Source organism: Moraxella cuniculi, from assembly GCF_900637105.1.
Taxonomy (GTDB): Bacteria; Pseudomonadota; Gammaproteobacteria; order Pseudomonadales; family Moraxellaceae; genus Moraxella; species Moraxella cuniculi.
Genome location: NZ_LR134343.1, coordinates 1,137,238 through 1,160,375, shown reverse-complemented (window position 1 = coordinate 1,160,375; position 23,138 = coordinate 1,137,238). Strand labels below are relative to the sequence as shown.

Genomic DNA, 23,138 nt, shown 5'->3' with positions numbered 1-23,138 from the left:
TGGCGTGTTTTTGACTGATTAATTATTCGGCACTTTGTCCATTTCAATGTCAGGATTTTTTATCAAATGCACCACCGAGGCAATCAACCCGCCCCAGATTAGCGTCATTGCAATAATCATCACAATCAATGCAGTTGTGTTCATTCATGCTCTCCTTGAGTTGAGTCAGTGTGGCTTGGATGGCTTTTGATTCGTGGCAAAATCAAGGCGGTCAATGCAAAAATAGCAACCACGCCCCAGCCAAAAATCAACAAAGTCATGCTGCTATAATCGCCATAGTTTTTGCTCAATAGGTCTTTTAGCGAAAGCACCAAGGCAATAATTAATGAAATCGGCGTAATGATGGTCAGCATCACACTCCAGATCGCACCAACTTTAAAACTTGAGATGCCATTGATATGGCTGATTAATTTTGGCAACAACTGTCTGTGCAACCAAGTTACCCAGATGATTGACAAAATCGCACCAACAACCACGCCGATATTATTGGCAAAATGATCGATAACATCAACAAAAGTGATGGCGTTATACGATGAGAACATTGCGATAGAAATGATGGCACTGACACCACCAACGATGGTTACTGATTTGTTTTTTGACCAGCCAAATTTGTCTTGGCATGCCGAAATTGGCACTTGCAAGATACTTGCCATTGAGGTTAGACCTGCGATAAACAACGAGGCAAAAAACAACACGCCAATGATTGTGCCAGCATCGCCCATGGTTGAGATGATTTTTGGGAAAGCAATGAAAGCAAGACCAATACCACCCTTGACCACTTCAGATACAGGTACGCCTGAGGCTTGAGCCATAAAGCCCAGCACCGAAAAAATACCAATGCCTGCCAGCAGCTCAAATGATGAATTGGCAAAACCAACCACCAAGCCAGAGCCAGTCAAATTGGCATTCTTTTGCAGATATGAAGCATAAGTTACCATAATCCCAAAGCCAATAGACATTGAGAAAAAGACATGACCATAAGCAGCAAGCCATACTTTGGGATCTGTCATCGCCTGCCAATTAGGAGTAAAAAATGTCTCCATGCCAACGCTTGCCCCCGGCAAAGTGATTGCCTTAGCAACCATCACACCAAACAGCACCACAAGCAGCGGAATAAAGATTTTGTTTGACAGCTCAACACCCTTACGGATACCGCCATACATAATAAACAACACCACCACCCACACAACAAGCAGTGAGATGAATAGATTCGGTGCAAATGACAGGCTTAATTCACTGGCATTATGCAAATACTCTTCAAAAAAGAAAGTCTGCGGATCTTCACCCCATGCCTGATTGACAGCAAACAAGGTATAATTACCCGCCCAGCTTAGCACCGAAGCATAATAAATACCAATCACCGTACAAACAGCCACCTGCCACCAGCCAATGCCTTCGGCTGATTTTACCATACGCCGATAAGCGGTCGGTGGTGCACCTTTGTACTTTTGACCAACCACATAATCCAAAAACAACAGCGGAAATCCTGCGGTAATCAGTGCAATCAAATATGGCAAAAAGAAAGCACCGCCACCGTTTTCATAGGATACATACGGAAAACGCCAAATATTACCCAAACCCACAGCCGAACCAATCGCTGCCAAAATAAAGCCAGAGCGTGCTGACCAACTCTCTCGTTGTGTCGCCATAAAAGCTCTCCAAGTTTTACCGAAAATCCTTCGGTGCGTTATTATTTTCTACGGCGTGTTATTATTTGATTTATTTATAAATTATTTTTATAAAATTTAAATAATCAACACACCGCACCCAAAGCACATTTGGCGATTTTCTTGTTTATTTATGAAAATGCCCAAAGTTATTGCTTAGCTTTTCACTGTTTTGCCAGACAGCTGGCGGTATTTAGCACTTCTTGCCAGCAGTCAGACAAATTATCCAGTGAGAAAAGGACTATTATAGTTTGAATTAATGAGTAAAAAATGTCAAACAAATAATATTTATAATGCAAAAAACCTGCAACAAATCATTGCAGGTATCAGGATTTGGCAAATGACACGCTTAGCGAATCAAGCCTCGCTTGCTGTTATTGATTGAGTCAATCAAGAGTTGAACCTTTGGCTCAGCATCTGCCAGAGCTTGTAACTGCACCAAAGCCTCTTGTTTTAATAACCCTGAACGAAAAATCACACGATACGCCTCATCGATTGCTTTAATGGTGTCCGCCGACCAGCCCTTGCGACGCATACCCTCTTTATTAAGCCCATGCACTTTGGCAGGATTGCCAGAAACAGTAACAAACGCCGCAACATCTTTGACAATCAGGCTTGCCCCGCCAATCATGCTATAATCCTCAATGCGACAAAATTGATGCACGCCTGACTGACCGCCAACAATAACATAATTGCCAATATAAGCATGACCTGCCACACCGACATTATTCGCCAAGACATTATAATCCCCAACCACACAATCATGGGCAATATGCACATTGACCATAAAAAGATTATGGCTGCCGATTTTGGTCATGCTGTTGTCTTGAGCTGTGCCACGATGAATGGTGCAAGCCTCACGAATGCGGTTATAATCACCGATTTCAAGATAGGTTTGTTCGCCTGCGTATTTTAAATCTTGGGGATTTTCGCCAATGCTGGCAAATTGATAAATATCATTATGCTTGCCAATGGTGGTATTTTCGCCAACGACAACATGGCGGCGTAATACAGTATGGGCACCAATCGTGCTGTTTTTGCCAATAATGCAATAAGGCCCGATGGTTGCTGTTTCGTCAATCACAGCAGTCGGATCGATGATGGCAGTATGATGGATTGTCATGATTGTCCTTTTTGCTATAATAAACTTAGTTGTTGCCAACTTTTTGACGAGCAATCATAATCTCTGCACTACACGCCAATTGCCCATCAACATGAGCAGTGCATTCAAATTTATAAATATCTCGCTTATTCATCAGTGTTTTTGAGCGAATCACCAATTGATCACCTGGCATAACCAGTTTTTTAAAACGCACCTTATCAACACCAGCAAATAAGTACAAATACCCATCATCAGAAGTTTGTGAGGCACTGATAAAGCCCAAAATCCCCGACAATTGTGCCATCGCCTCCACCATCAACACGCCCGGCATGATTGGATTGTCTGGAAAATGACCATTAAATAATTCTTCATTAATGCTGATATTCTTATAACCTGTGATCCATTCATTTGGACGGCAAGCGGTTACACGGTCAATCAGCATAAACGGATAGCGATGTGGTAGGTAGTGTTTAATTTGGTCATAGCGAAGTGGTAAAACAACGCCACGCTCATGCAATGCTTGTATATCTGCTTCATTGAGCAGCTCATAATCAATCAGTGAAACTGACATAAATTTTCCTTATGTAAATTATTTTTCGCCAAGTTTGCGGAATTTGACCGCTGCTCGCCGCCAGTTGGCTTGTGGCATTGCCACCGTGCCCGATGAATAAGTACCAGACTCGGTAATGTCGCTGATTACCATGCTCATGCCTGTTAAGGTAACATTATCAGCAATGCTTAGATGCCCATTGATACCCACTGCACCACCAATAATGCAGTTCTTACCAATCTTCGTACTGCCAGCAATGCCGACCTTAGCAGCAATTGCTGTACCTTGGCCAATGTGTACATTGTGAGCAATTTGTACCAAATTATCAATAATCACATCGTCAGCAATGATGGTATCATCTACCGCACCTCTGTCAATACAAGTATTGCTGCCGATACGCACCCGATTGCCAATCACCACGCGTCCTAGCTGAGCAATGCGTTGCCAACGCACACCACCATCACCAGCAAACGGTGCAAAGCCAAAACCCTCTGAGCCGATACTGGCATGGCTGTGGATACGCACCTGTTCACCAATATGGCAATCCGCACCGATATGCACCATAGCAGCAATATCACTGCCAGCACCGATATGCACGCCATCGCCAATCACTGCACCTGCACCGATATGCACGCCATCGCCAATCACTGCACCTGCACCGATAACGGCATACGCACCCACACTGACCGCCTGTCCAAGTGTCGCCGATGAATCAATAACAGCTGATGGATGCACAGTTGCCAACACAGCAGGGGTAAATAGTGTACTGACACAGGCATACGCCAAATAAGCGTCTTTTACCAAGACAATCTGGGTGGCAGTCGGTGCCTTTAGCACATTGGCAAATTTGTCAGATACCAGCACCACGCCTGCTTTTGTGTGCTCAAGCTCGCCTAGGTATTTTGCCTGTGCCAAAAAAGCCAACTGGTTAGGCTGGGCTGCCACCAAACTTGCCACGCCATCAATCTTGATATTTGTTTGCAAACTGGTTTTATTTGCCACCGCCTGACGAGCTTCGATGGCGTTGATAATACAATCAAGCGTCGTCATCAGAATACGCTACCAATCTGGAATTGAATCTTATCAGTCTTGTCATCTGCCTTGCTATTGATGGGCTTAGAATAGCTGATTGACAACGGCCCAATTGGCGTGTACCAAGTCGCCCCAATGCCTGCACTGTAGCGGAATTCTTTGTCCTGTGTTAATAGCGGATAATTGGTTGCTGTGGCATTTGGATCATTATATTGGGTCAAATCAATGGTTTGTGTATCCATGTTTGTGGTGTCAAATACTTGACCGCCTTCTATAAATAACACAGGACGCACCTGATCCACCCAATCACCCTTAAACGGCATTGGTAAAATCAGCTCGCCACCAAAGGTTGCCAACGCATTACCACCCACCACTTCACCAAGCTGATAGGCCTGACCTGAACGAGCGGCGATATACGGCTGCGAACGAGGCCCAAGCGTTGATTGATCATAGCCACGCACCGAGCCATAGCCGCCTGCATAGAAGTTCTCATAAAATGGCAAATTATTACCATAGCCCAAACGAGCATAGCCACGCAATACGCTATTTTTGATAAATGGTTTATAAATATTGCCCTGATATACCGCCTTTTGATAAGTCTTATCACCAAAACCCAAAGTCAAGTCCACCGTATGGCTCATACCTTTTGTGGGAAATACTGGCTTGTCAAGGCTTGAGTAACTCCAGCCCAAAGTTGCATTATAGGTGGTATAATCATGTTTAAATTCAGGGATACCGTTGGTATCAACAGACAATGAGCCACCATCATCAAGCAGTTGCTTGACATTGCTAATCCCCATATAACGACCGCCACGAACGGTGGTATTATCGACATTTAGCCCAGCACTGATTCGCTGGTTTTCATCAATCGGATAACCATAAGTCAAAGATGCTCCATAAGAATCCAAGACATAGTTGCTGATATTTTTGTCGTCATACTTGGTTTTGCGGTAGTAGGCATTAATGCCCTGTGAAACACCATTGACGGTAAAATATGGATTGGTCATGCCAAGGTTGTACACCTCGCGAGTCTCTGAACGAGAAAACGAAGCATTCACGCGGTTGCCTGTACCCATAAAGTTATTTTGTGAAACATCAAACTGGAAAGTTACCCCACCACTTTGCGAATAACCTGCAGCGATGGTTGATGAGCCAGAAGGCTGTTCTTCAACAACAAAATTAACATCAATCTGGTCTGGTGAGTTTGGCACAGGGCGAGTATCAACGGTAACATTCTTAAAAAATCCAGTTCGCATCAAACGAGCTCGTGATAATTGGATTTTTTGATTAGAAGCCAACGCCCCTTCTAGCTGACGCATTTCACGGCGTAGCACCTCATCTTTGGTTTTAAAGTTGCCACTAAAATTAATGCGGCGAACATAAACAGGACGCACAGGGTCAATATAATAATCAACATCAACCACTCTTGTTGTGTCATTGATGCGTGTTACGGGGCGAATTTGGGCATAATAATAACCATCATCGCCAAATTTACTGCTGATTTCTCTGGCGGTATCGTCCAGTTTGGCCTGCGAATAACCCTCACCCACCTTAAAGATCTGTAGCTTTTCTAGCTCTGCGACAGGATAAGTAACTTCGCCCAAAAATTGCGTTTGTCCAAAACGATATTGCTCGCCTTCATTGATGGCAATTTCAATAAAAACTTTATTTTTCTCTTCATCAATATTTAATTTGGCATCTTTTACCTCAAAACGCACAAAGCCTGCATTTAGATATTTGGCTCGCAAATTCTCAAGGCTTGCCGCCAGTTTTTCTTGGGTATAGCGATTGGCTTTTGAGAGTGGATTTAGGGTGCGATCTTTGATAGCAAGTTCATCAATCAGCTCTTTATCATTAAAATAACGATTGCCAATAATGTTAATATCAACCACACGAGCAGGCTTGCCCTCAGCAAAAGTCAAATCCAACTTAACACGGTTGCCGTCCAGCTCGGTCTGCTTGACGGTGATTTCACTATTGTAGTAGCCTTGTAGCATATATTGATTGGCAAGCTCTGACTCAACCATCTGCACTGTGGCTTGCTTTAGCGGTTGTCCAACTGCCAAACCTGTGCTTTTTAGACCTGCCTCCAAGCCTTCTTTTGGAATCAGGCGATTGCCCTCAAAATTAATCTCGGCAATGATGGGGCGTTCCTTGACTTGATAAACAATGCGTCCATCTTGTTGATACACTTGCACATCAGAAAAATTGCCCGTGTCGTACAAGGCTTGCACGCCTTTTGCCAGTGCTTCGTCATTGACCACCTGACCTAAGCGAAATGGCAACACTGCCTGCAAGCTATCGGCAGTAACACGCTGAAGACCTGTGATGGCAATATCACTCGCCACCACCTCGGCAGCCTGAGCGGTCGCTGTCATCAAAATTCCGACAACAGCGGCGATTGTTTTCATTTTAAAGCCTTTTATAGATGAGTTACGCATAAGTTAATCCAAACTTAATTTTTAAAATTTATAAAAATATTACAAACCACAACAAAGGGCAAAGCCCCAGCCAAGTTTATTAAGTGTAAAGGTAAGCCAAAAAATCAAATTTGGCAAGTGTTTCTACACAAAAACCGCAATTTTTTTGTTAATTATGGCGATATGATACCATTTAGCCAAATAACCGCATGATATCGTTACTAATTGCAAGCAGCATGAAACATAAAAGCAATAACGCCCCCAACCGAAATGCCACCGCCTGTAGCGTCTCTGACATAGGTTTGCCAACGATCAATTCATAAGTATAAAACAACAAATGACCGCCATCAAGCACAGGGATTGGCAACAAATTCAGCACCGCAAGGCTAAGGCTGATAATTGCTGCAGTAGATAGCACCTCTTTTAGTCCCAGCTCAAAACTCGTCTTTGAGACTTCAGCAATGCTAATCGGCCCAGAAAGATTCTCGATACCAATTAGCCCTGTGATCATTTTGGCAATCGCCGACAGTGTCATTGTTGACAAATCATAAGTGCGTTTAATCGCCTGATCGAATGCTTGGCTTGGTGTATTCTCAATAGTAATGCGATACTTTTGGGGTATTAACTCATCACCAATCTTAGGCTTGATGCCCAGCTGCCCTACTTTGCCGTGCTTGGTTTTTACTGTGCGTGGCATTAGCTTTAGCACTTGCTCCTTGCCTTGTCGCATGATAACAACATTGAGCATCTTACCGGGGCTGTCTTGGATAATTTGAGCAGCAGCAAGCCAATCATCAACCATAACACCATCAATGCTCACAAAGCGATCGCCTGCCTGCAAGCCCATCATTGCCCCTGCACCGTCTGGCAGCACCTCATCAATGACTGGCTCAATTTTTACTTGATAAGGCAGCACGCCAAAACCACTTAAAGGATCTTTGGGCTGCTTAGTCTCCAAGTTGCCCTGCAGAAAATCAACCACTGGCACTGCCACCTGCATGGTGGTAGCATTATCACGGCGAATCTCAACGGCGACTTTAGTTGTCTCACCCATCACATCAGCCAGTGCATAGGCTGCTTGCTGCCAAGTTTGTGTAGGCTTGTTGTTAATGCTGATAATCTGATCATCAACCATCAATGCACTGCTGGCAGCAGGTGAGTTGGGCAAAATTTTACCAATGCGAGTATTTAACTCCTCGCTTGGGAACAAAAACACCAACCAAAACAACGCCACTGCAATCAACAAATTCATCACAGGGCCTGCTGCAACGATGGCGATTTTTTTAAGCGGATGCTGATTGTTAAACGCTTTATGCCTGCTTTGTTCTGCAACTTTTTCGTTGCGTTCATCGAGCATTTTGACATAACCACCCAGTGGAATGGCGGCGATTTGATAACGAATGCCCGAACGGCGACTCTGCCAAGAGAACAAACGAGGCCCAAAACCAATCGAATAAACCTGCACCTGCACACCGCACCAGCGAGCGACAATATAATGACCAAATTCATGCAACGCCACCAGTGGGCCAAGCACACAAATCGCTGCCAGTATCATGTATAAAGCATTCATCGCACACCTTTTTGTATCATGGCAATTTTATCTTTGGCGATGGCACGCACTTGCTCATCCAGTGCCAAAATCTGCGACAGTGCTGCTTTGACATCGGTAGAATTTTTTTGATAATTTAAAGTACCGCCATCATCAGCCAAGCACAGCTCAACAACGCGTGCAATATCAGTCAGGCGAATTTGCCCTGCCAAAAACGCCGCCACAGCAACTTCATTGGCAGCGTTTAAGGTGATGCACGCCTTTGTGCCTTGTTTTGCCGCCTCGCGTGCCAAAGTCAAGCAAGGGAATTTTTGTAAATCTGGTGGTAAAAACTTCAATTCAGCCAATTGGTACAAATCAAGCCCTGCCACTTGTGCATCAATGCGTTCAGGATAGGCCAGTGCATGAGCAATAGGCGTTTTCATATCAGGGCTACCCAGTTGTGCCAAAAAACTACCATCGGCATATTCCACCAGCGAATGCACTACGCTGTTTGGGTGAATCACCACCGAAATCTGACTTTCGTCCAAATTAAACAAATGACACGCTTCAATCAGCTCCAGCCCTTTATTCATCATGGTTGCCGAGTCGATAGAAATTTTTTGACCCATTGACCAATTGGGGTGATTGACCGCCTCGCGTATCGTGGCCTGCTGCATTTGTTCGATAGATTTGTACAAAAATCCGCCACCTGAAGCGGTTAGCCACAGTCTTTTAATGCCATATTGCTCATCATGAATTGCCACACGATTATGCTGCACCGCTTGTGGCAAGCATTGATAAATGGCATTATGCTCTGAGTCAATTGGCAAAATGGTCGCACCATGCTGCTGTGCTGCATCCATCACCAGCTCGCCTGCCATCACCAATGATTCTTTGTTGGCAAGCAAAACTCGCTTACAAGCACAAACCGCCGCCAAAGTTGATGACAATCCTGCCGCCCCAACAATGGCAGCAACCACCGTATCAACTTCATCATCACAAGCCAGCTCAATCAAGCCCTCATCGCCTGCCAGCACCACGGTGTCCAGCCCTGCTTGCTGTATTTTTTCGCACAAAATTCGATAATTTTCAGGCGAAGTGCAGACTTTTTTTGGCAAAAATTCTCTCACCAAGGCAAATAACTTATCCACCTGTCCATAGCCTGACAAGCCATAGATTTGATAGCGATTGGGATAAGCTCGCACCAGTGCCAGTGTGCTATCACCGATTGAGCCTGTTGCACCCAGCACCGAGAGTTTTTGTGGCGTTGTTATTGTCATCATGAAAAAATAATTGGTATAGTAAAAAGTGGCTTAAAAGGGCAATTGCACACCCAGCTTGGTAAATATGTTTAATTTTGACAATGCCCAAAACCCAAAGGCAAATACTGGGGTGGCAGACAAGAGCGAGTCAATGCGGTCAAGCACACCACCATGACCGGGCAAAATATTGCCAGAATCTTTGATGCCTGCACGGCGTTTTAGCATAGATTCAAACAAATCACCCAGCACGCTTGCCAAGACTGTCAGGCATGACAACAACAAAAATAGCACCAATTCCACCCCTGATAATTGCAGCCATTGTCCAACAATTCCTGTAACCAATCCTGCAACCAACATACCGCCAATCAAACCCTCGACGCTTTTGTTTGGTGAAACATTGGGAGCGAGTTTGCGTTTGCCAAATTTGCGTCCAACAAAATACGCCCCACTGTCAGCACACCACACCAACAAAAACACATACATCAGCCACCAAGGGGAAATGTGCCACAGTCCATACATTGCTGTGATGGCAGCGGTCAAAATTACCATGCCCATATACACCAGCCGCTTGCCATACCAGCGTTCCTTATTCGGATACTGTCTGACCCATGCAGCTGCCATGCCCCAAATCACAAGCGAAGCCAGCCACCAAAAAACCCAACTGGCAGGTACAAGAATTGATGAAAGCGTCAAAAATAGCACCACGACAATAAACTGTGCTGGCTGTTTCCACTTTGGCATCAGCTTCGTCCACTCATGGGCGGCGATTAGCACCGCTATTGCCAATAATGGTATGACAAAAATCGGCATTGAGCTTGCAAATAATGCAAAACCCACAATCCCAATCAGCACAATCGCTGTTTTAATCCGCTGCCACATGAATCACTCCTTGACTTATTGGTGCAACTTTTGTAGCTGCTCACTGGTACGCCCAAAGCGACGCTCACGCTTGGCAAATGCTGCAATCATCTCATCAAGCTCATCGGTTGTGAATTCAGGCCATAAGGTTGTTGTAAAAAACAGCTCCGCATACGCCGCCTGCCACAGCAGAAAATTTGAGATGCGATATTCGCCACCTGTGCGAATCAGCATATCTACCATTGGCAAATCCGCCAAAGCCAACTGCCCAGCAACAGTATCTTGGTCAATCTGCTCTGGCGACAGCTGCCCTTTAGCAACCTTTTGTGCCAGTGCCTTGGCAGCGTTGGCAATATCCCATTGTCCGCCATAGCTGATGGCTATCACCAAAGTCATCGCATCAAAATGTGCTGTTTTTGCTTCGGCATCAGCCAAAAGCTGTTGCAACTGAGGTGATAATTGACTGCGTTCGCCAATGAACCGTAGGCGAATGCGATACTTATCCATTCTTGGCATTTGTTCATGAATGCTGTTTGTAAGCAGCTGCATTAACAAATCCACCTCTGATTTTGGCCTTGACCAATTTTCGCTTGAAAAAGCAAACACAGTCAGCACCTGCACGCCTTTTGCCAGACAATGCTCAACAATCGGATCCAGTGCATCTTTGCCTGCGATATGCCCAGCCCCCATCGCCAGCTGCTTGGCTTTGCCAAAGCGATTATTGCCGTCCATAATGATGGCAATATGCTTAGGGATATTGTCTGTGCTGATATCTTGGGTGTTTGTCATGTTATATGTATCGCAATATTAGACCTGTCAAACAGCCATGCAAACAGGTGTTGATTGATAAAGACACGGACAACGCCCATTGTCCGTGTTGTTTTAGATGGCAAGATTATACTTCCATCAGCTCGCTTTCTTTTTTCTCTAGGCGAGCATCGATGGTGGTGATGAATTTATCAGTGAGTTTTTGGATATCATCGGCAGCACGGCGTTCATCATCTTCGGAGATTTGCTTGTCTTTTAATAGCTCCTTAATATCGCCAAGCATATCACGGCGAATATTACGCACCGAAATGCGAGCTTGTTCGGCATCGCCACGAGCGATTTTTTGCATATCACGGCGTGTCTCTTCGGTCAAAGCTGGCATTGGCACACGAATGACATCAGCAGTCATTGGATTAAGACCCAAATCCGCCTCACGGATTGCCTTATCCACCGCTTGCACCATCGAGCGATCAAACGGCTGCACCAACAGCGTGCGACTGTCCTCAACATTAATGCTTGCCACTTGGTTTAGTGGTGTTTCTGAACCATAGTAATTCACCATCACGCCAGAGAGTACACCGGGGTGAGCTCGACCAGTACGCAACTTGCCAAACGCCCCTTCTAGAGCCTCAATGGCTTTTTGCATACGAGTTTCACCGTCTTTTTTAATTTCATTAATCATAACAGTTCCTTTAGCTTTATAAAATTACACAAATCTTGGCATGAATATCAATGATACACGCGTGTGCCTTCTGCCTCGCCCATCACGACATTTAACAAAGCATTGGGCTTATTCATGTCAAATACCTGAAGTGGCACATTATGCTCACGGCACAGAGCAATGGCGGTCAAATCCATCACGCCCAGCTTTTTTTCAAGCACTTCATCAAAACTTAGGCTGTCAAACTTCACCGCATCATCGTGGGTGGTTGGGTCTTTGTCATACACCCCATCAACTTTTGTTGCTTTTAAAATCAAGCCAGCTTCAATCTCAATGCCTCGCAAGCACGCCGCCGTATCTGTGGTAAAAAACGGATTGCCCGTACCTGCCACAAAAATACACACCTCACCATTATTCAAATGACGAATGGCATCACGACTAGAATAAGACTCCACCACCGTATCAATGGCAATCGCTGACATCAGACGAGTTTTGATATTGCGACGCACCAGAGCATCTCGCATGGCAAGACCATTCATCACGGTTGCCAACATGCCCATCTGATCGCCTGTTACACGCCCTACCAACCCTTCTTTTTGTAGGGTTGAGCCACGATACAGATTGCCACCACCAACAACGATACCAACCTGCACACCCAAGCCTCGCAAGTGAGCAATGGACAGACTCATCTGATCTAAGATTGAAGCATCAATGCCCATCTCGCGACCACCAGCAAGTGCCTCACCTGACAGTTTTAACAAAATACGAGAAAATTGTGGATTTTTATCAGACATAATGCCCCCAAATCTGCCATGCCTTATACTTTTCATAAAAAATTTTTCCAATTTTAGCATAATTTATTCTTTTTTGATAGCACCAAGCCAACTTTGCTCATCACCATCGCCATTGACAATTGGGCTGACAAACAGCTGATAAAAGCAGATATACCATGCCAACAATGGCAAAGCCATCATTTAACCATCTTGAGCAATTTTATTTTATAAATATTTATTATAAAATTTATAATAATTAATTATCAATTGGGCTAATTGTACAAGAAAATATAAGTTAAGATAATTTTGACTTTAAAATTAATTCATTAAATTATTTAATAATATTTATTTTTATTATTTAAATATATCAATAACATTAAAACATATCAGCGACTGACAGATTAATCCTACCATCATCATGGCATAAAAAATGGCATACCAAAATAGTATGCCATTCATCAGCCTGCTGTATCAAATCAAAGATTTCACCGCAGCGACTACCGCATCTGCTGTGATGCCAAAGTGAGCGAACAAATCTTTGGCAGGGGCTGATTCACCAAAACTATTCATGCCGACAATCTTACCATCAAGGCCGACAAACTTATACCAATAGTCAGTGATGCCTGCCTCGACAGCAACTCTTGCACGCACGCCAGCTGGCAGCACGCTCTCACGATAAGCATCGTCCTGCTCCATGAATTTCTCAGCACAAGGCATAGAAACCACACGCACGCCCTCAAGCTGGCTGTGTGCCTGCATCGCCAAATCAACCTCCGAACCTGTGGCGATGATGATCGCTTTTAGCTCGCCTTTTTCATGGGCAAGCACATAAGCACCTTTTTCAATATTGGCAAGCTGCTCATCAGTGCGTGCCTGAAATGGTAGATTTTGTCGAGATAGGATTAGCGAGGTTGGTGCGTGGGCTGTGGTTAATGCCATTTTCCACGCAACTGCTGTCTCGGTCGTATCACAAGGACGCCAAGTAAAATGATTCGGAGTATTACGCAAACTGGCAATCTGCTCAACTGGCTGATGGGTTGGACCATCTTCACCCAAACCAATCGAATCATGCGTATAGACATTAATCACACGCTGTTTCATCAGTGCAGACATACGCACAGCATTTCTGGCATATTCCATAAACATCAAGAAAGTTGCAGTATAAGGAATGAAGCCACCATGCAACGCCACACCATTGGCAATGGCGGTCATGCCAAACTCACGCACACCATAATGCACATAGTTGCCATCTGCGTGTTGCTGTACGCCTTTTGCCCCTGACCATAGCGTCAAGTTTGAACCTGCCAAATCTGCCGAGCCGCCCAAAATCTCTGGCAAATGCGGTGCAAAAGCAGCGATGGTGTTTTGGCTGGCTTTGCGTGTGGCGATATTTTCGCCTTTTTGGTTGCATAGCTTAATGAAATCATCAGCAATTTGCTCAAAATTGCTTGGCAAATCCCCAGCCAAACGACGCTGAAGTTCCGCTGCCAATTCAGGATATGCCGCTTGATATTTGGCAAATTGCTCATTCCAAAGAGCCTCCAAAGCCGCTCCTTTTTCGGTTGCGTCCCAAGCCTGATAAATCTCCTGAGGGATGGCAAATGGCGTATCATCAGCCCAGCCAAGCTCTGCACGCGTCAAGGCAATCTCATCAGCCCCAAGCGGTGCACCATGGCAGTCTTCTTTGCCTTGTTTGTTTGGTGAGCCTAGACCGATGATTGTTTTGCAGATAAGCAAACTTGGCTTGTCCGTCTCGGCTTTGGCTGCTTGGGTTGCCTTGTAAATTGCCTCGGCATCATGACCATCAACGCTTAGCACCTGCCAGCCGTATGCTTCGAAGCGTTTGGCAGTGTCATCACTGAACCAACCTTCCACCTCGCCATCAATTGAAATGCCATTATCGTCATAATAGGCAATCAGCTTGCCCAATCCCAAAGTGCCAGCCAGCGAGCAAGCCTCATGACTCACCCCTTCCATCAAACAACCATCGCCCAAAAACGCATAAGTATAATGGTTGATAATCTCATGATTTTCACGGTTAAACTGTGCTGCCAAAGTTTTTTCGGCAAGTGCAAAACCTACCGCATTGGCAATGCCCTGACCCAAAGGACCTGTGGTGGTCTCGATACCATCTGCATAGCCATGCTCTGGATGCCCTGCGGTTTTTGAGTACAATTGGCGGAAGTTTTTTATGTCATCAATCGACAAATCATAGCCTGTCAAATGCAGCAGTGCGTACAGCAACATTGAGCCATGCCCATTGGATAGTACAAATCTGTCGCGATTTGCCCATTTGGCATTTTTTGGGTTGTGGTTTAAAAACTCACGCCACAATACTTCGGCAATATCTGCCATGCCCATCGGTGCACCTGGGTGGCCTGAATTGGCTTTTTGAACAGCATCCATCGCAAGTATGCGAATGGCATTGGCATTGTGTCGTTGATTAAGTTGGGTTGGCATAAATCCACCTAATTTTTATGAATGTATTAAGATATAATAAATAATCGGCTGGTAAAATAAAAACAAATCAAGCAACCAGCCAAGTTTGACTCGGCATTAAGCAAGTTGTGTCTGCCCGCCCATGTATGGCTGTAGTGCTTTTGGAATATTGACACTGCCATCGGCGTTTTGATGATTTTCCAAAATCGCAAGCAAGGTGCGACCAACAGCAAGCCCCGAGCCATTCAAAGTATGTACAAGCTCGGTTTTTTTGCCATCTTTGATACGGGCAGCCATACGCCGTGCCTGAAAATCACCACAATTTGAGCAGCTAGAAATCTCACGATAAGTATTCTGCGATGGCAACCAAACTTCAATATCATAAGTCTTAACAGCACTAAATCCCATATCGCCTGTGCATAACTGCACCACACGATAAGGCAACTCAAGCGACTGCAAAATACTCTCCGCCTGTGCGGTCATCTCTTCAAGTGCTTGCATAGAAGTATCTGCTTGCACAATTTGCACCATCTCAACCTTTTCAAACTGATGCTGACGAATCAAGCCACGCGTATCACGCCCTGCACTGCCTGCCTCAGAACGAAAACATGGCGTATGGGCAGTCAGCTTAATTGGCAAATCTGTAGCACTTAGGATAACATCACGCACGCTGTTGGTTAGTGGCACTTCAGAGGTGGGGATTAGGTAATATTCTTTGTCGCCTCGTAATTTGAACAAATCCTCTTCAAACTTTGGTAATTGCCCCGTACCAGTCAGGCTGTCTGCATTTACCATATAAGGCACATACATCTCTGTGTAGCCTTTTTGGGTATGTGTATCGAGCATAAACTGCACCAAGGCACGATTTAGGCGTGCCAAATCACCCTTTAACACACTAAAACGAGAACCTGTCAGTTTTGCCGCCATCTCAAAATCCAGCAAACCCAAGCCCTCTGCTACATCAGTATGGTCTTTGATGGCAAAGTCAAACTGGCGTGGCTGCCCCCACTGACGCACTTGAACATTATCCGCCTCATCAGCACCCACAGGTACGCCATCGGCAGGCAAATTAGGAATCTGTAGACTTGCGGTTGTAATCTTATCTTGCAATTCTCGCAGCTGATTCTCAGCGGTTTTCATCGCCTCGCTCACTTCCTGCATTTGTGCCATCAGTTCGCTGGTATCCAGACCTTGACGCTTTAGTTCGCCAACTTGCTTTGCCCCTGCGTTTTTCTTGGCCTGCAGTTCTTCTGTGGTTACTTGAAGTGATTTTCGTTGCTGTTCAATATCTTGCCAAAACTTAACATCAAGCTGATAACCACGCGTTGCAAGCCTAGCCGCCAACTCGTCCAGTTCACCACGCAAAATTTTTGGGTCTAGCATAAGCACACCTTTTGATAACTTCGCTCTTTTATGTTTATTTTAGATTAAATTTTATTTATAAAAATATCAATAATCTAAGCAATGAAAAAATATGGCTATATCATAGCAAATTTTACCCTTAAAATTAAGCCAATTTGACCACCAAAGCTCACAAAAATGAATTTTTTTTCTTAAATTATAAGTTTTGGTTTATTTTTGCGTGCAAAATGGGTAATATAGACAGATTAATTCATAGGAATAACAACATGACACAAGCCCTGTACCCTTATACGCTCAAGCCCATCGCACTGAATATGAGCGAGCAAGAGTTTCGCCAAGCTCAATTGGCATTGTTTAACAAAAGTGCCAATGCCACCTCATTAAAAGCCATCAAACGCACCGAATGGATCGTCATTGCCTTGACTGTTATTGCAGCGATAGCAGGTCTGGTGCTGGTTAATGGTTATTCAACAATTATTTTTTGGGTGATGCTTGTGCTCGTGGCAGTTTATCTGCTGGCACGCACTTTGGGTCTGCGGTGGTATATGCAGCGCGAATACCAAAAACAAGTCGCCAGCAGTCAGATGCCTGAGCAATTTGAGCAACTGCAACTGGGTGTACAATCGCACGGGCTGGTAATGGCAATGCCTGCACCTGCCTTGACGAACACGCCACAAATGCGTGGTATGCAGCTGCGTGCTGGCACAACACAATCAGCCACAATTCCTTGGTCGGCAATCAGCAGCTGGGACGAGACAGATGAGTTTTTGTTTATGATGTTTGATATGAAAGGTCAAAAAGGCAGTCAAATTATCCCAAAACGCCTAGAAAAACAAGGTCTGCCAATCGCCACCATCAAAAAACACCTAAGCCAAATCCGTCCACAGGGGCTAGAATCAATTACCCAGCAACCTTAATCTTGGCACAATCATCAAGCACAGAAGGTTTATTTTCTGTGCTTTTTAGTATCAAAGTAATTGTTTTTTAATTATCCCGCCTATGCTCGTAGATTTGTAAATATGCAGCCGCCAGCCACTTTTTTATTTGGCTTGGTTGATTTACCAACCAAAATCAATAACCAAAATCTTAGCCCAAAACAATCCACCAATCTCATCTGGGCTTAAAATCTCGTGCCACAATCACCTGCTGCTTGTCTTTATCAAGCATTGATAACAGGCTTGATGCTTGTGGCAACTGCTTGGCAAGCTGTTCTGCCTGTGCCAATGACTGCAATGCTCCCGTGTACTGACCACGCCATAGCTCCAGCTGACTGCGTGAACGCAAGGCATGGATTGTGGCAATGGTCTTGGTGGCGGTATCACCACTTGCCTGCGACCGCTTATCATAAGCACGATAAGCCAGCTGCCAAGCAACAACATCAGATGACCCATCTTGCACCAATGGCGTCAATAATGCCAATGCTGCATTTGGTTGATTCAGCGACAATTCAGCCTCTGCCAATGCCAATCGCAAATCTCGCCGTTCAGGATACAACAGCTGGCATTGTGCCAAAAGCGTCTTAGCACGCTCGTATTGCTTGCTGGCAGTAAACACAAAAGCACCAGTTAGGCACATCAAAGGGTCTTGCTTGTCCAATGAAACCTCAAGCCAAGTTGTTTCGGCTTTGGCAAATTGCCCATTGTCCGCCAGATACATTGCCAATGCCAACTTTGCCCCTTCGCTATATGCCGAACTAGCGATAAGCTCAGCATAGGTGGTTTGCTTACTTAGGTATTTGACACGCCAGTATAGTTGGTCAAAGATGACTGCGTGTTGCTTTAGGCGAGTCTGTGAAGCTCTTGGATAGGTTTGGCTGCGTGCATTTGCCTCAGAGAGTCGCTCGGCGGTAAATGGGTGCGATTGCACAAAACTTGGTACAAAAGCATTTTTGGCTTGGTTTAGGCTTAATTGTCGCTGCATTCTGCCAAAAAACTTCGGCATTGCTTGCGTGTCATAGCCCACCTGTGCCAAAATCTGCATACCCACCCTATCAGCCTCTCTTTCATTTTCTCGGCTGTGGCTGGCTGCAACCTCTGCTGCCGATGCTTGAGAGCCTGCCATCGCCATCAATGCCGCATCACCACTGCCAGATGCCGAAGCAGCAATGGCAGCCAACAAACCACCCAGCTGCAATGCCAAAAGTTTTTTGTTATTATCCTGCCGATGTTCATAGTGTCGCTGGCTGATATGTGCCACCTCGTGTGCCATGACGCTGGCAAGCTCGTCCATGCTCTGGGCGGATAATATCGTGCCTGTGTTCATGCCAATTAGCCCACCAGGTACGGCAAAGGCATTAATATTGTTATCATTGACAAGCACTGTGGTGTACAAAGGCGTGTTGCGTACCGAAGCATTCATCTCGGCACTCATTTGGGCAATCAGCTGATTTGTCCACGCATCATCAATCACAGGCAGGCTTGCATGAATCTGACGCAACGACCACGCAGCAATCTGCTCATTGCGATGCTTATCATAAAAGCCCTGCCCATCTGCCATGCTCGGCAACTGATAACCAAGCGTCTGACCATCTGCCAGTGCAGCTTGGCACATAAGCAGCCCAGCACACAATGCCACTTGTTGATATTTTGTCAATAAAGCCACAGCCCACCTCGTTTTTAAACAAACCCAATCCGCCAACTACAGATTGCCACGCCATACTTATACATTGATTGTACCGCAAAATTGCTCAATTACTTAAAACATTAACAATTTTTGTTAATTCTATTGACATCTTAGTTACATTTTGTCAATATAAACCAACCATCGCAGAATTTTGGTAACAATAAACCTGCAGGCAGCGGTTGCCATGACAAATTTTCGGTCTTAAGGCAATTTGCCAAACCCCGAGATGGGCAGGTTGATGGTTGTACACTTTTGACAATTAAGGATATCGTCTTATGAATACAGTTTTCACGCCAGCTCGTTTGGCAGTCGCACTTGGACTTAGCACCTTACTCGTTGCCTGTGGTGGCAACAAAGAGCAAGCCACCGATACAGCAGCCGCAAAAGCTGATACAGCTACCGCAAAAGAAGATCTTGCCAATATCGAACTGGCACAGACTCAAGAAATCACCATCAATAATGGTGCCGAGCCAGAATCGCTTGATCCGCACAAAGTATCTGGCGTGCCAGAGTCTAGCATTTTGCGTCAGATGTTTGTTGGATTAACTTCTGTTGATATGGACGGCAATACTATCCCCGGCATGGCCGAATCTTGGGAAAGTACCGACAACAAAACTTGGATTTTTAAACTGCGTGATGCCAAGTGGTCAAATGGCGACCCTGTAACTGCTCAAGACTTTGTTTATAGCTTCCGCCGTCTGGTCGATCCAGAAATTGCTTCGCCCTATTCTTCTTATCTGGCAGATGCCAAAATTGTCAATGCTCAAGAGATTATTGATGGCAAAGCTGCAATGGACACATTGGGCATAAAAGCACTTGACGATAAGACACTGGAAGTAACCCTATCTGCACCTGTGCCATATTTCCCATCAATGATGATTCACACTTCGGTTAAGCCTGTACACCAAGCCACCGTTGAAAAATTCGGCGACAAGTGGACTTCGCCTGAAAATATCGTGGTCAATGGCCCTTATAAACTGTCTCAATGGCAGGTCAATGAACGCATCGTACTAGAACGCAACCCAGTGTATTATGACGATGCCAACACCACCATCAACAAAGTAACGCTGCTGGCTATACCGCAGCCTACCACCGATGTACAGCGTTATAAAGCAGGTGATGTTGATGTAACTGGCGAGTCGCTACCATCAGAGCAGTTTGTACAGCTGAAAAATGAGTTTGGATCGCAAGTCATTGTACCGCCAAAACTATGTACTTATTATTACGAGTTTAACCACACCAAGGCACCGTTTAATGATGTGCGTGTGCGTAAGGCACTCTCTTTGACGCTTGATCGCGATATCATCGTGGATAGTATCTTAAAGCAAGGTCAAAAAGTTGCCTATCAGTTCAGCCCAGAGGCAATCCAAGGCATCAAAAACTACACGCCTGAATGGAAATCTTGGGATAAGGCAAAACGCATCGAAGAAGCCAAAAAGCTCCTTGCCGAAGCTGGCTACAATGAGAACAATCCGCTGAAATTTGAACTGCTGTATAACACCAACGACCAGCACAAACAGCTCGCTGTGGCAGCAAGCTCATTCTGGAAGGAAAACTTAGGCTTTGTTGATATCACCCTTAACAACCAAGAGTGGAAAACCTACCTAGAAACACGCCGCAAACAACAGCACCAAATGGCACGCGGCGGCTGGTGTGCTGATTATAACGAAGCATCAACCTTCTTAAACACGCTAAAATCAGAAAACTCAAGCAACTACGGCAAATACAGCAATCCAGAATTTGATGCTCTGTTGAATAAAGCATTCGGTGCCGATGTTACAGAGGAACAGCGTGCAGAGTTGTACAACCAAGCAGAAGCGGTTTTGGATAAAGATGCAGCCAACATCTTTGTTTATCAATATGTTGCACCTCGTTTGGTGAAACCTTATGTCAAAGGCTTCTCAGGCAACGATCCTTTGAACTATTGGCAGGTGAAAAACCTAAAAATCGCCAAACAATAAGCGTTTAACAACCAACAAAGTAGCAGCAACAGTGTTTGCTGCTACTTTGTTTTTGGGATATAATAATCAGCTTTTTGTATTTTTGGAGTGATTTATGGCAGCAGAAGGTGCAAGCCAACTTAGCTCTGTCGTGGCTTTATTAGGAGCTGCGGTCGTTGCGATACCTTTATTTAAACGACTGGGATTGGGTTCGGTGCTTGGTTATTTGGCAGCAGGACTTGCAATCGGGCCGTTTGGCTTGGGGCTGTTTCATGATCCACAGGCTATTATCCATGTGGCAGAGTTTGGCGTGGTGATGTTTTTATTTGTGATTGGACTTGAGATGAAGCCATCGCATCTGTGGAGTTTGCGTCATCAAATCTTTGGCTTGGGTAGTATGCAGGTGATTTTGGCAGCCTTTATACTGACGCTTGTAGGCATGGCATTTGGTTTTGCATGGCAGATAGCCTTTGTTGGTGCGGCAGGTTTTGTCCTCACTTCCACCGCCATTGTCATGCAGGTGCTGGGCGAACGCAACGAACTTAATAGCCCCAGCGGACAACGCATGGTATCCATCTTATTGTTTGAGGATTTGCTGATTGTGCCACTGCTTGCGATTGTGGCATTTTTGGCTCCAGCCGACCCAAGTCATGTAGCAGGCGACACTTCTGTGCTAAAGCAACTGGGACTGGCATTGCTTTCTTTGGCGGCACTGGTGATAGCGGGTTTATATTTGCTCAATCCTTTGTTTAGAATTTTGGCAAAAACCAAAGCCCGTGAAGTGATGACCGCTGCTGCCTTATTGGTGGTTTTGGGAGCGGCATTGCTCATGGAGATGGGCGGACTGTCAATGGCAATGGGGGCATTTGTTGCAGGCGTGTTGCTGTCAGAATCCAGCTTCCGCCATCAGCTAGAGGCGGATATTGAGCCGTTTCGTGGCTTGCTGCTCGGTTTGTTTTTTCTAGGGGTTGGCATGGCACTTGATTTAAATGTCGTGGCTGCCAACTACAAATTAATTCTATCTGGCGTAATTGCTCTGATGACCGCCAAAGCAGTGGTGATTTATGTCGTGGCTCGCATTGCCAAAAGCAATCACGCTGACGCACTAAACCGTGCCGTGATGATGGCTCAAGGTGGCGAGTTTGCTTTTGTGCTGTTTTCGGCAGCGGCATCTCAGGGCGTGATTACCGCAACAATCAATGCCAACATGACTGCCGTTGTCGTGCTATCTATGGCAATTACACCTGTGATGATTATGTTGCACCAACGCTTTGCCAAAGCCGCCCAAGCCTCAATGGACGGCGTGGACAATCTAGAAGCTGGCGACAAAAAACTCAAAGGCAATGTGCTGATTATTGGCTTTGGGCGTGTGGGACAAATTGCCAGCCAAGCACCGATTGCTTACGGTGCTGACATTTCTATCATTGACAATAATCCCGATGTGGTTCGAGGAGCAGCAAAATATGGCTTCAAAGTCTATTACGGCGATGGCTCTCGTGAGGATGTTCTGCACGCTGCAGGAGCGTATCAGGCCAAGTGTGTTTTGGTGTGCATCAACGACAGTGAAGCAACAACTCGCATTGTCGAGAATGTCAAGCACCATTGCCCAACCGTCAAAGTAATCGTGCGTGCCAATGACCGTGAGCATGCCTTGCATTTGGTGCAGGCGGACGCCGATTTTGTGATTCGTGAGACCTTTGAGGCTGCCATGCTAATGGGCAACGAAACCATCAAGCAGCTGGGAGCAGATGAGCTACAAGCAGAAGATATTTGCGATCAAGTGCGTAAGGCTGACCATGAGCGTTTTGCCCTAGAATTGTCAGGTAATGAGTTTGCAGGGAGGGATTTGTTGCTAAAAAACACCCAGTAATAAACATCACTTGCTATCTATTTCACCCCCCCCTTGCCAAACCAACAAAATCCAAGCAAAACGCTTGGATTTTTATTATCCTTTTATGCTTAAAAGGTCAAGTCAAGCACCATGCACCACTTGATTTTGGTACAAAATGATAGAGCTGTTTGCTTAGCCAGTTGGATAAAGCCATCAGCTTAAAAACCATCAACCAACAATAACACCCTGCCAACTTGCTCATTTTTGTGCTTTGGTGCAAACGAACCAAATCCGCCTTGACGGACAGCAATTTTTAAAAG

General features: G+C 45.2%; 18 protein-coding genes. 3 read left to right on the top strand and 15 right to left on the bottom strand.

Annotation, left to right across the window (positions count from 1 at the left end; translation table 11 throughout):
* Nucleotides 1-18: 18 nt before the first annotated feature.
* From EL162_RS05390 to serS, 14 genes are all read right to left on the bottom strand, one after another.
* Nucleotides 19-144 (bottom strand): methionine/alanine import family NSS transporter small subunit, encoded by a 126-nt coding sequence (locus EL162_RS05390; protein ID WP_076554389.1) that lies wholly within the window; start codon nt 142-144, stop codon nt 19-21.
* Nucleotides 141-1,649 (bottom strand): sodium-dependent transporter, encoded by a 1,509-nt coding sequence (locus EL162_RS05385; RefSeq protein WP_076554388.1) that lies wholly within the window; start codon nt 1,647-1,649, stop codon nt 141-143. Before EL162_RS05385 ends, EL162_RS05390 begins: the two co-directional genes overlap by 4 nt.
* Nucleotides 1,650-2,016: 367 nt before the next feature.
* Complete coding sequence (lpxA, locus tag EL162_RS05380) at nt 2,017-2,790, bottom strand: acyl-ACP--UDP-N-acetylglucosamine O-acyltransferase (RefSeq protein WP_126330627.1); 774 nt, start codon at nt 2,788-2,790, stop codon at nt 2,017-2,019.
* Between the two features lie 25 nt (nt 2,791-2,815).
* Nucleotides 2,816-3,340: a 3-hydroxyacyl-ACP dehydratase FabZ gene (fabZ, locus tag EL162_RS05375; RefSeq protein ID WP_126330625.1), complete on the bottom strand. Its 525-nt coding sequence runs from the start codon at nt 3,338-3,340 to the stop codon at nt 2,816-2,818.
* An 18-nt stretch (nt 3,341-3,358) separates the two neighbouring features.
* On the bottom strand, nt 3,359-4,369 hold the full coding sequence (gene lpxD, locus EL162_RS05370) for a UDP-3-O-(3-hydroxymyristoyl)glucosamine N-acyltransferase (protein ID WP_126330622.1): 1,011 nt from the start codon (nt 4,367-4,369) through the stop codon (nt 3,359-3,361).
* A complete protein-coding gene (bamA, locus tag EL162_RS05365; protein ID WP_126330621.1) occupies nt 4,369-6,792 on the bottom strand; it encodes an outer membrane protein assembly factor BamA in 2,424 nt (807 codons plus the stop codon). Before bamA ends, lpxD begins: the two co-directional genes overlap by 1 nt.
* Nucleotides 6,793-6,964: 172 nt before the next feature.
* Entirely contained in the window at nt 6,965-8,341 is a 1,377-nt protein-coding gene (rseP, locus tag EL162_RS05360) for an RIP metalloprotease RseP (RefSeq protein ID WP_126330619.1), read from the bottom strand.
* Entirely contained in the window at nt 8,338-9,585 is a 1,248-nt protein-coding gene (dxr, locus tag EL162_RS05355) for a 1-deoxy-D-xylulose-5-phosphate reductoisomerase (RefSeq protein ID WP_227543378.1), read from the bottom strand. The genes rseP and dxr overlap by 4 nt, the downstream gene beginning before the upstream one ends.
* 30 nt (nt 9,586-9,615) lie before the next feature.
* Nucleotides 9,616-10,443, bottom strand: a complete 828-nt coding sequence (locus EL162_RS05350; RefSeq protein WP_126330617.1) for a phosphatidate cytidylyltransferase — start codon at nt 10,441-10,443, stop codon at nt 9,616-9,618.
* Between the two features lie 15 nt (nt 10,444-10,458).
* A complete protein-coding gene (uppS, locus tag EL162_RS05345; RefSeq protein WP_126330615.1) occupies nt 10,459-11,211 on the bottom strand; it encodes a polyprenyl diphosphate synthase in 753 nt (250 codons plus the stop codon).
* Between the two features lie 106 nt (nt 11,212-11,317).
* Nucleotides 11,318-11,872 carry a ribosome recycling factor gene (gene frr / locus EL162_RS05340; RefSeq protein ID WP_126330613.1) on the bottom strand — a complete coding sequence of 185 codons (555 nt, stop codon included), beginning with the start codon at nt 11,870-11,872 and terminating at the stop codon, nt 11,318-11,320.
* A 47-nt stretch (nt 11,873-11,919) separates the two neighbouring features.
* Nucleotides 11,920-12,645: a UMP kinase gene (gene pyrH, locus EL162_RS05335; RefSeq protein WP_076554493.1), complete on the bottom strand. Its 726-nt coding sequence runs from the start codon at nt 12,643-12,645 to the stop codon at nt 11,920-11,922.
* A 450-nt stretch (nt 12,646-13,095) separates the two neighbouring features.
* Nucleotides 13,096-15,084 carry a transketolase gene (gene tkt, locus EL162_RS05330; protein ID WP_126330611.1) on the bottom strand — a complete coding sequence of 663 codons (1,989 nt, stop codon included), beginning with the start codon at nt 15,082-15,084 and terminating at the stop codon, nt 13,096-13,098.
* Nucleotides 15,085-15,180: 96 nt separating this feature from the next.
* A complete protein-coding gene (gene serS / locus EL162_RS05325; protein WP_076554378.1) occupies nt 15,181-16,446 on the bottom strand; it encodes a serine--tRNA ligase in 1,266 nt (421 codons plus the stop codon).
* 245 nt (nt 16,447-16,691) lie between these two features.
* On the opposite strand from serS, the gene EL162_RS05320 reads away from it, so the two are divergent.
* Nucleotides 16,692-17,342 carry a YcxB family protein gene (locus EL162_RS05320; RefSeq protein ID WP_076554377.1) on the top strand — a complete coding sequence of 217 codons (651 nt, stop codon included), beginning with the start codon at nt 16,692-16,694 and terminating at the stop codon, nt 17,340-17,342.
* Nucleotides 17,343-17,535: 193 nt separating this feature from the next.
* On the opposite strand, the gene EL162_RS05315 is transcribed toward EL162_RS05320, so the two are convergent.
* The gene (locus tag EL162_RS05315) at nt 17,536-19,026 is read right to left on the bottom strand and encodes a M48 family metalloprotease (protein ID WP_126330609.1); all 1,491 of its coding nucleotides are present in this window, start codon (nt 19,024-19,026) and stop codon (nt 17,536-17,538) included.
* Between the two features lie 296 nt (nt 19,027-19,322).
* Here EL162_RS05315 and EL162_RS05310 point away from each other — a divergent pair, with 296 nt between their 5' ends.
* Both EL162_RS05310 and EL162_RS05305 read left to right on the top strand, forming a co-directional pair.
* Nucleotides 19,323-21,008, top strand: a complete 1,686-nt coding sequence (locus EL162_RS05310) for an ABC transporter substrate-binding protein (protein ID WP_126330607.1) — start codon at nt 19,323-19,325, stop codon at nt 21,006-21,008.
* Between the two features lie 94 nt (nt 21,009-21,102).
* Nucleotides 21,103-22,857 (top strand): monovalent cation:proton antiporter-2 (CPA2) family protein, encoded by a 1,755-nt coding sequence (locus EL162_RS05305; protein ID WP_126330605.1) that lies wholly within the window; start codon nt 21,103-21,105, stop codon nt 22,855-22,857.
* Nucleotides 22,858-23,138 lie beyond the last annotated feature (281 nt).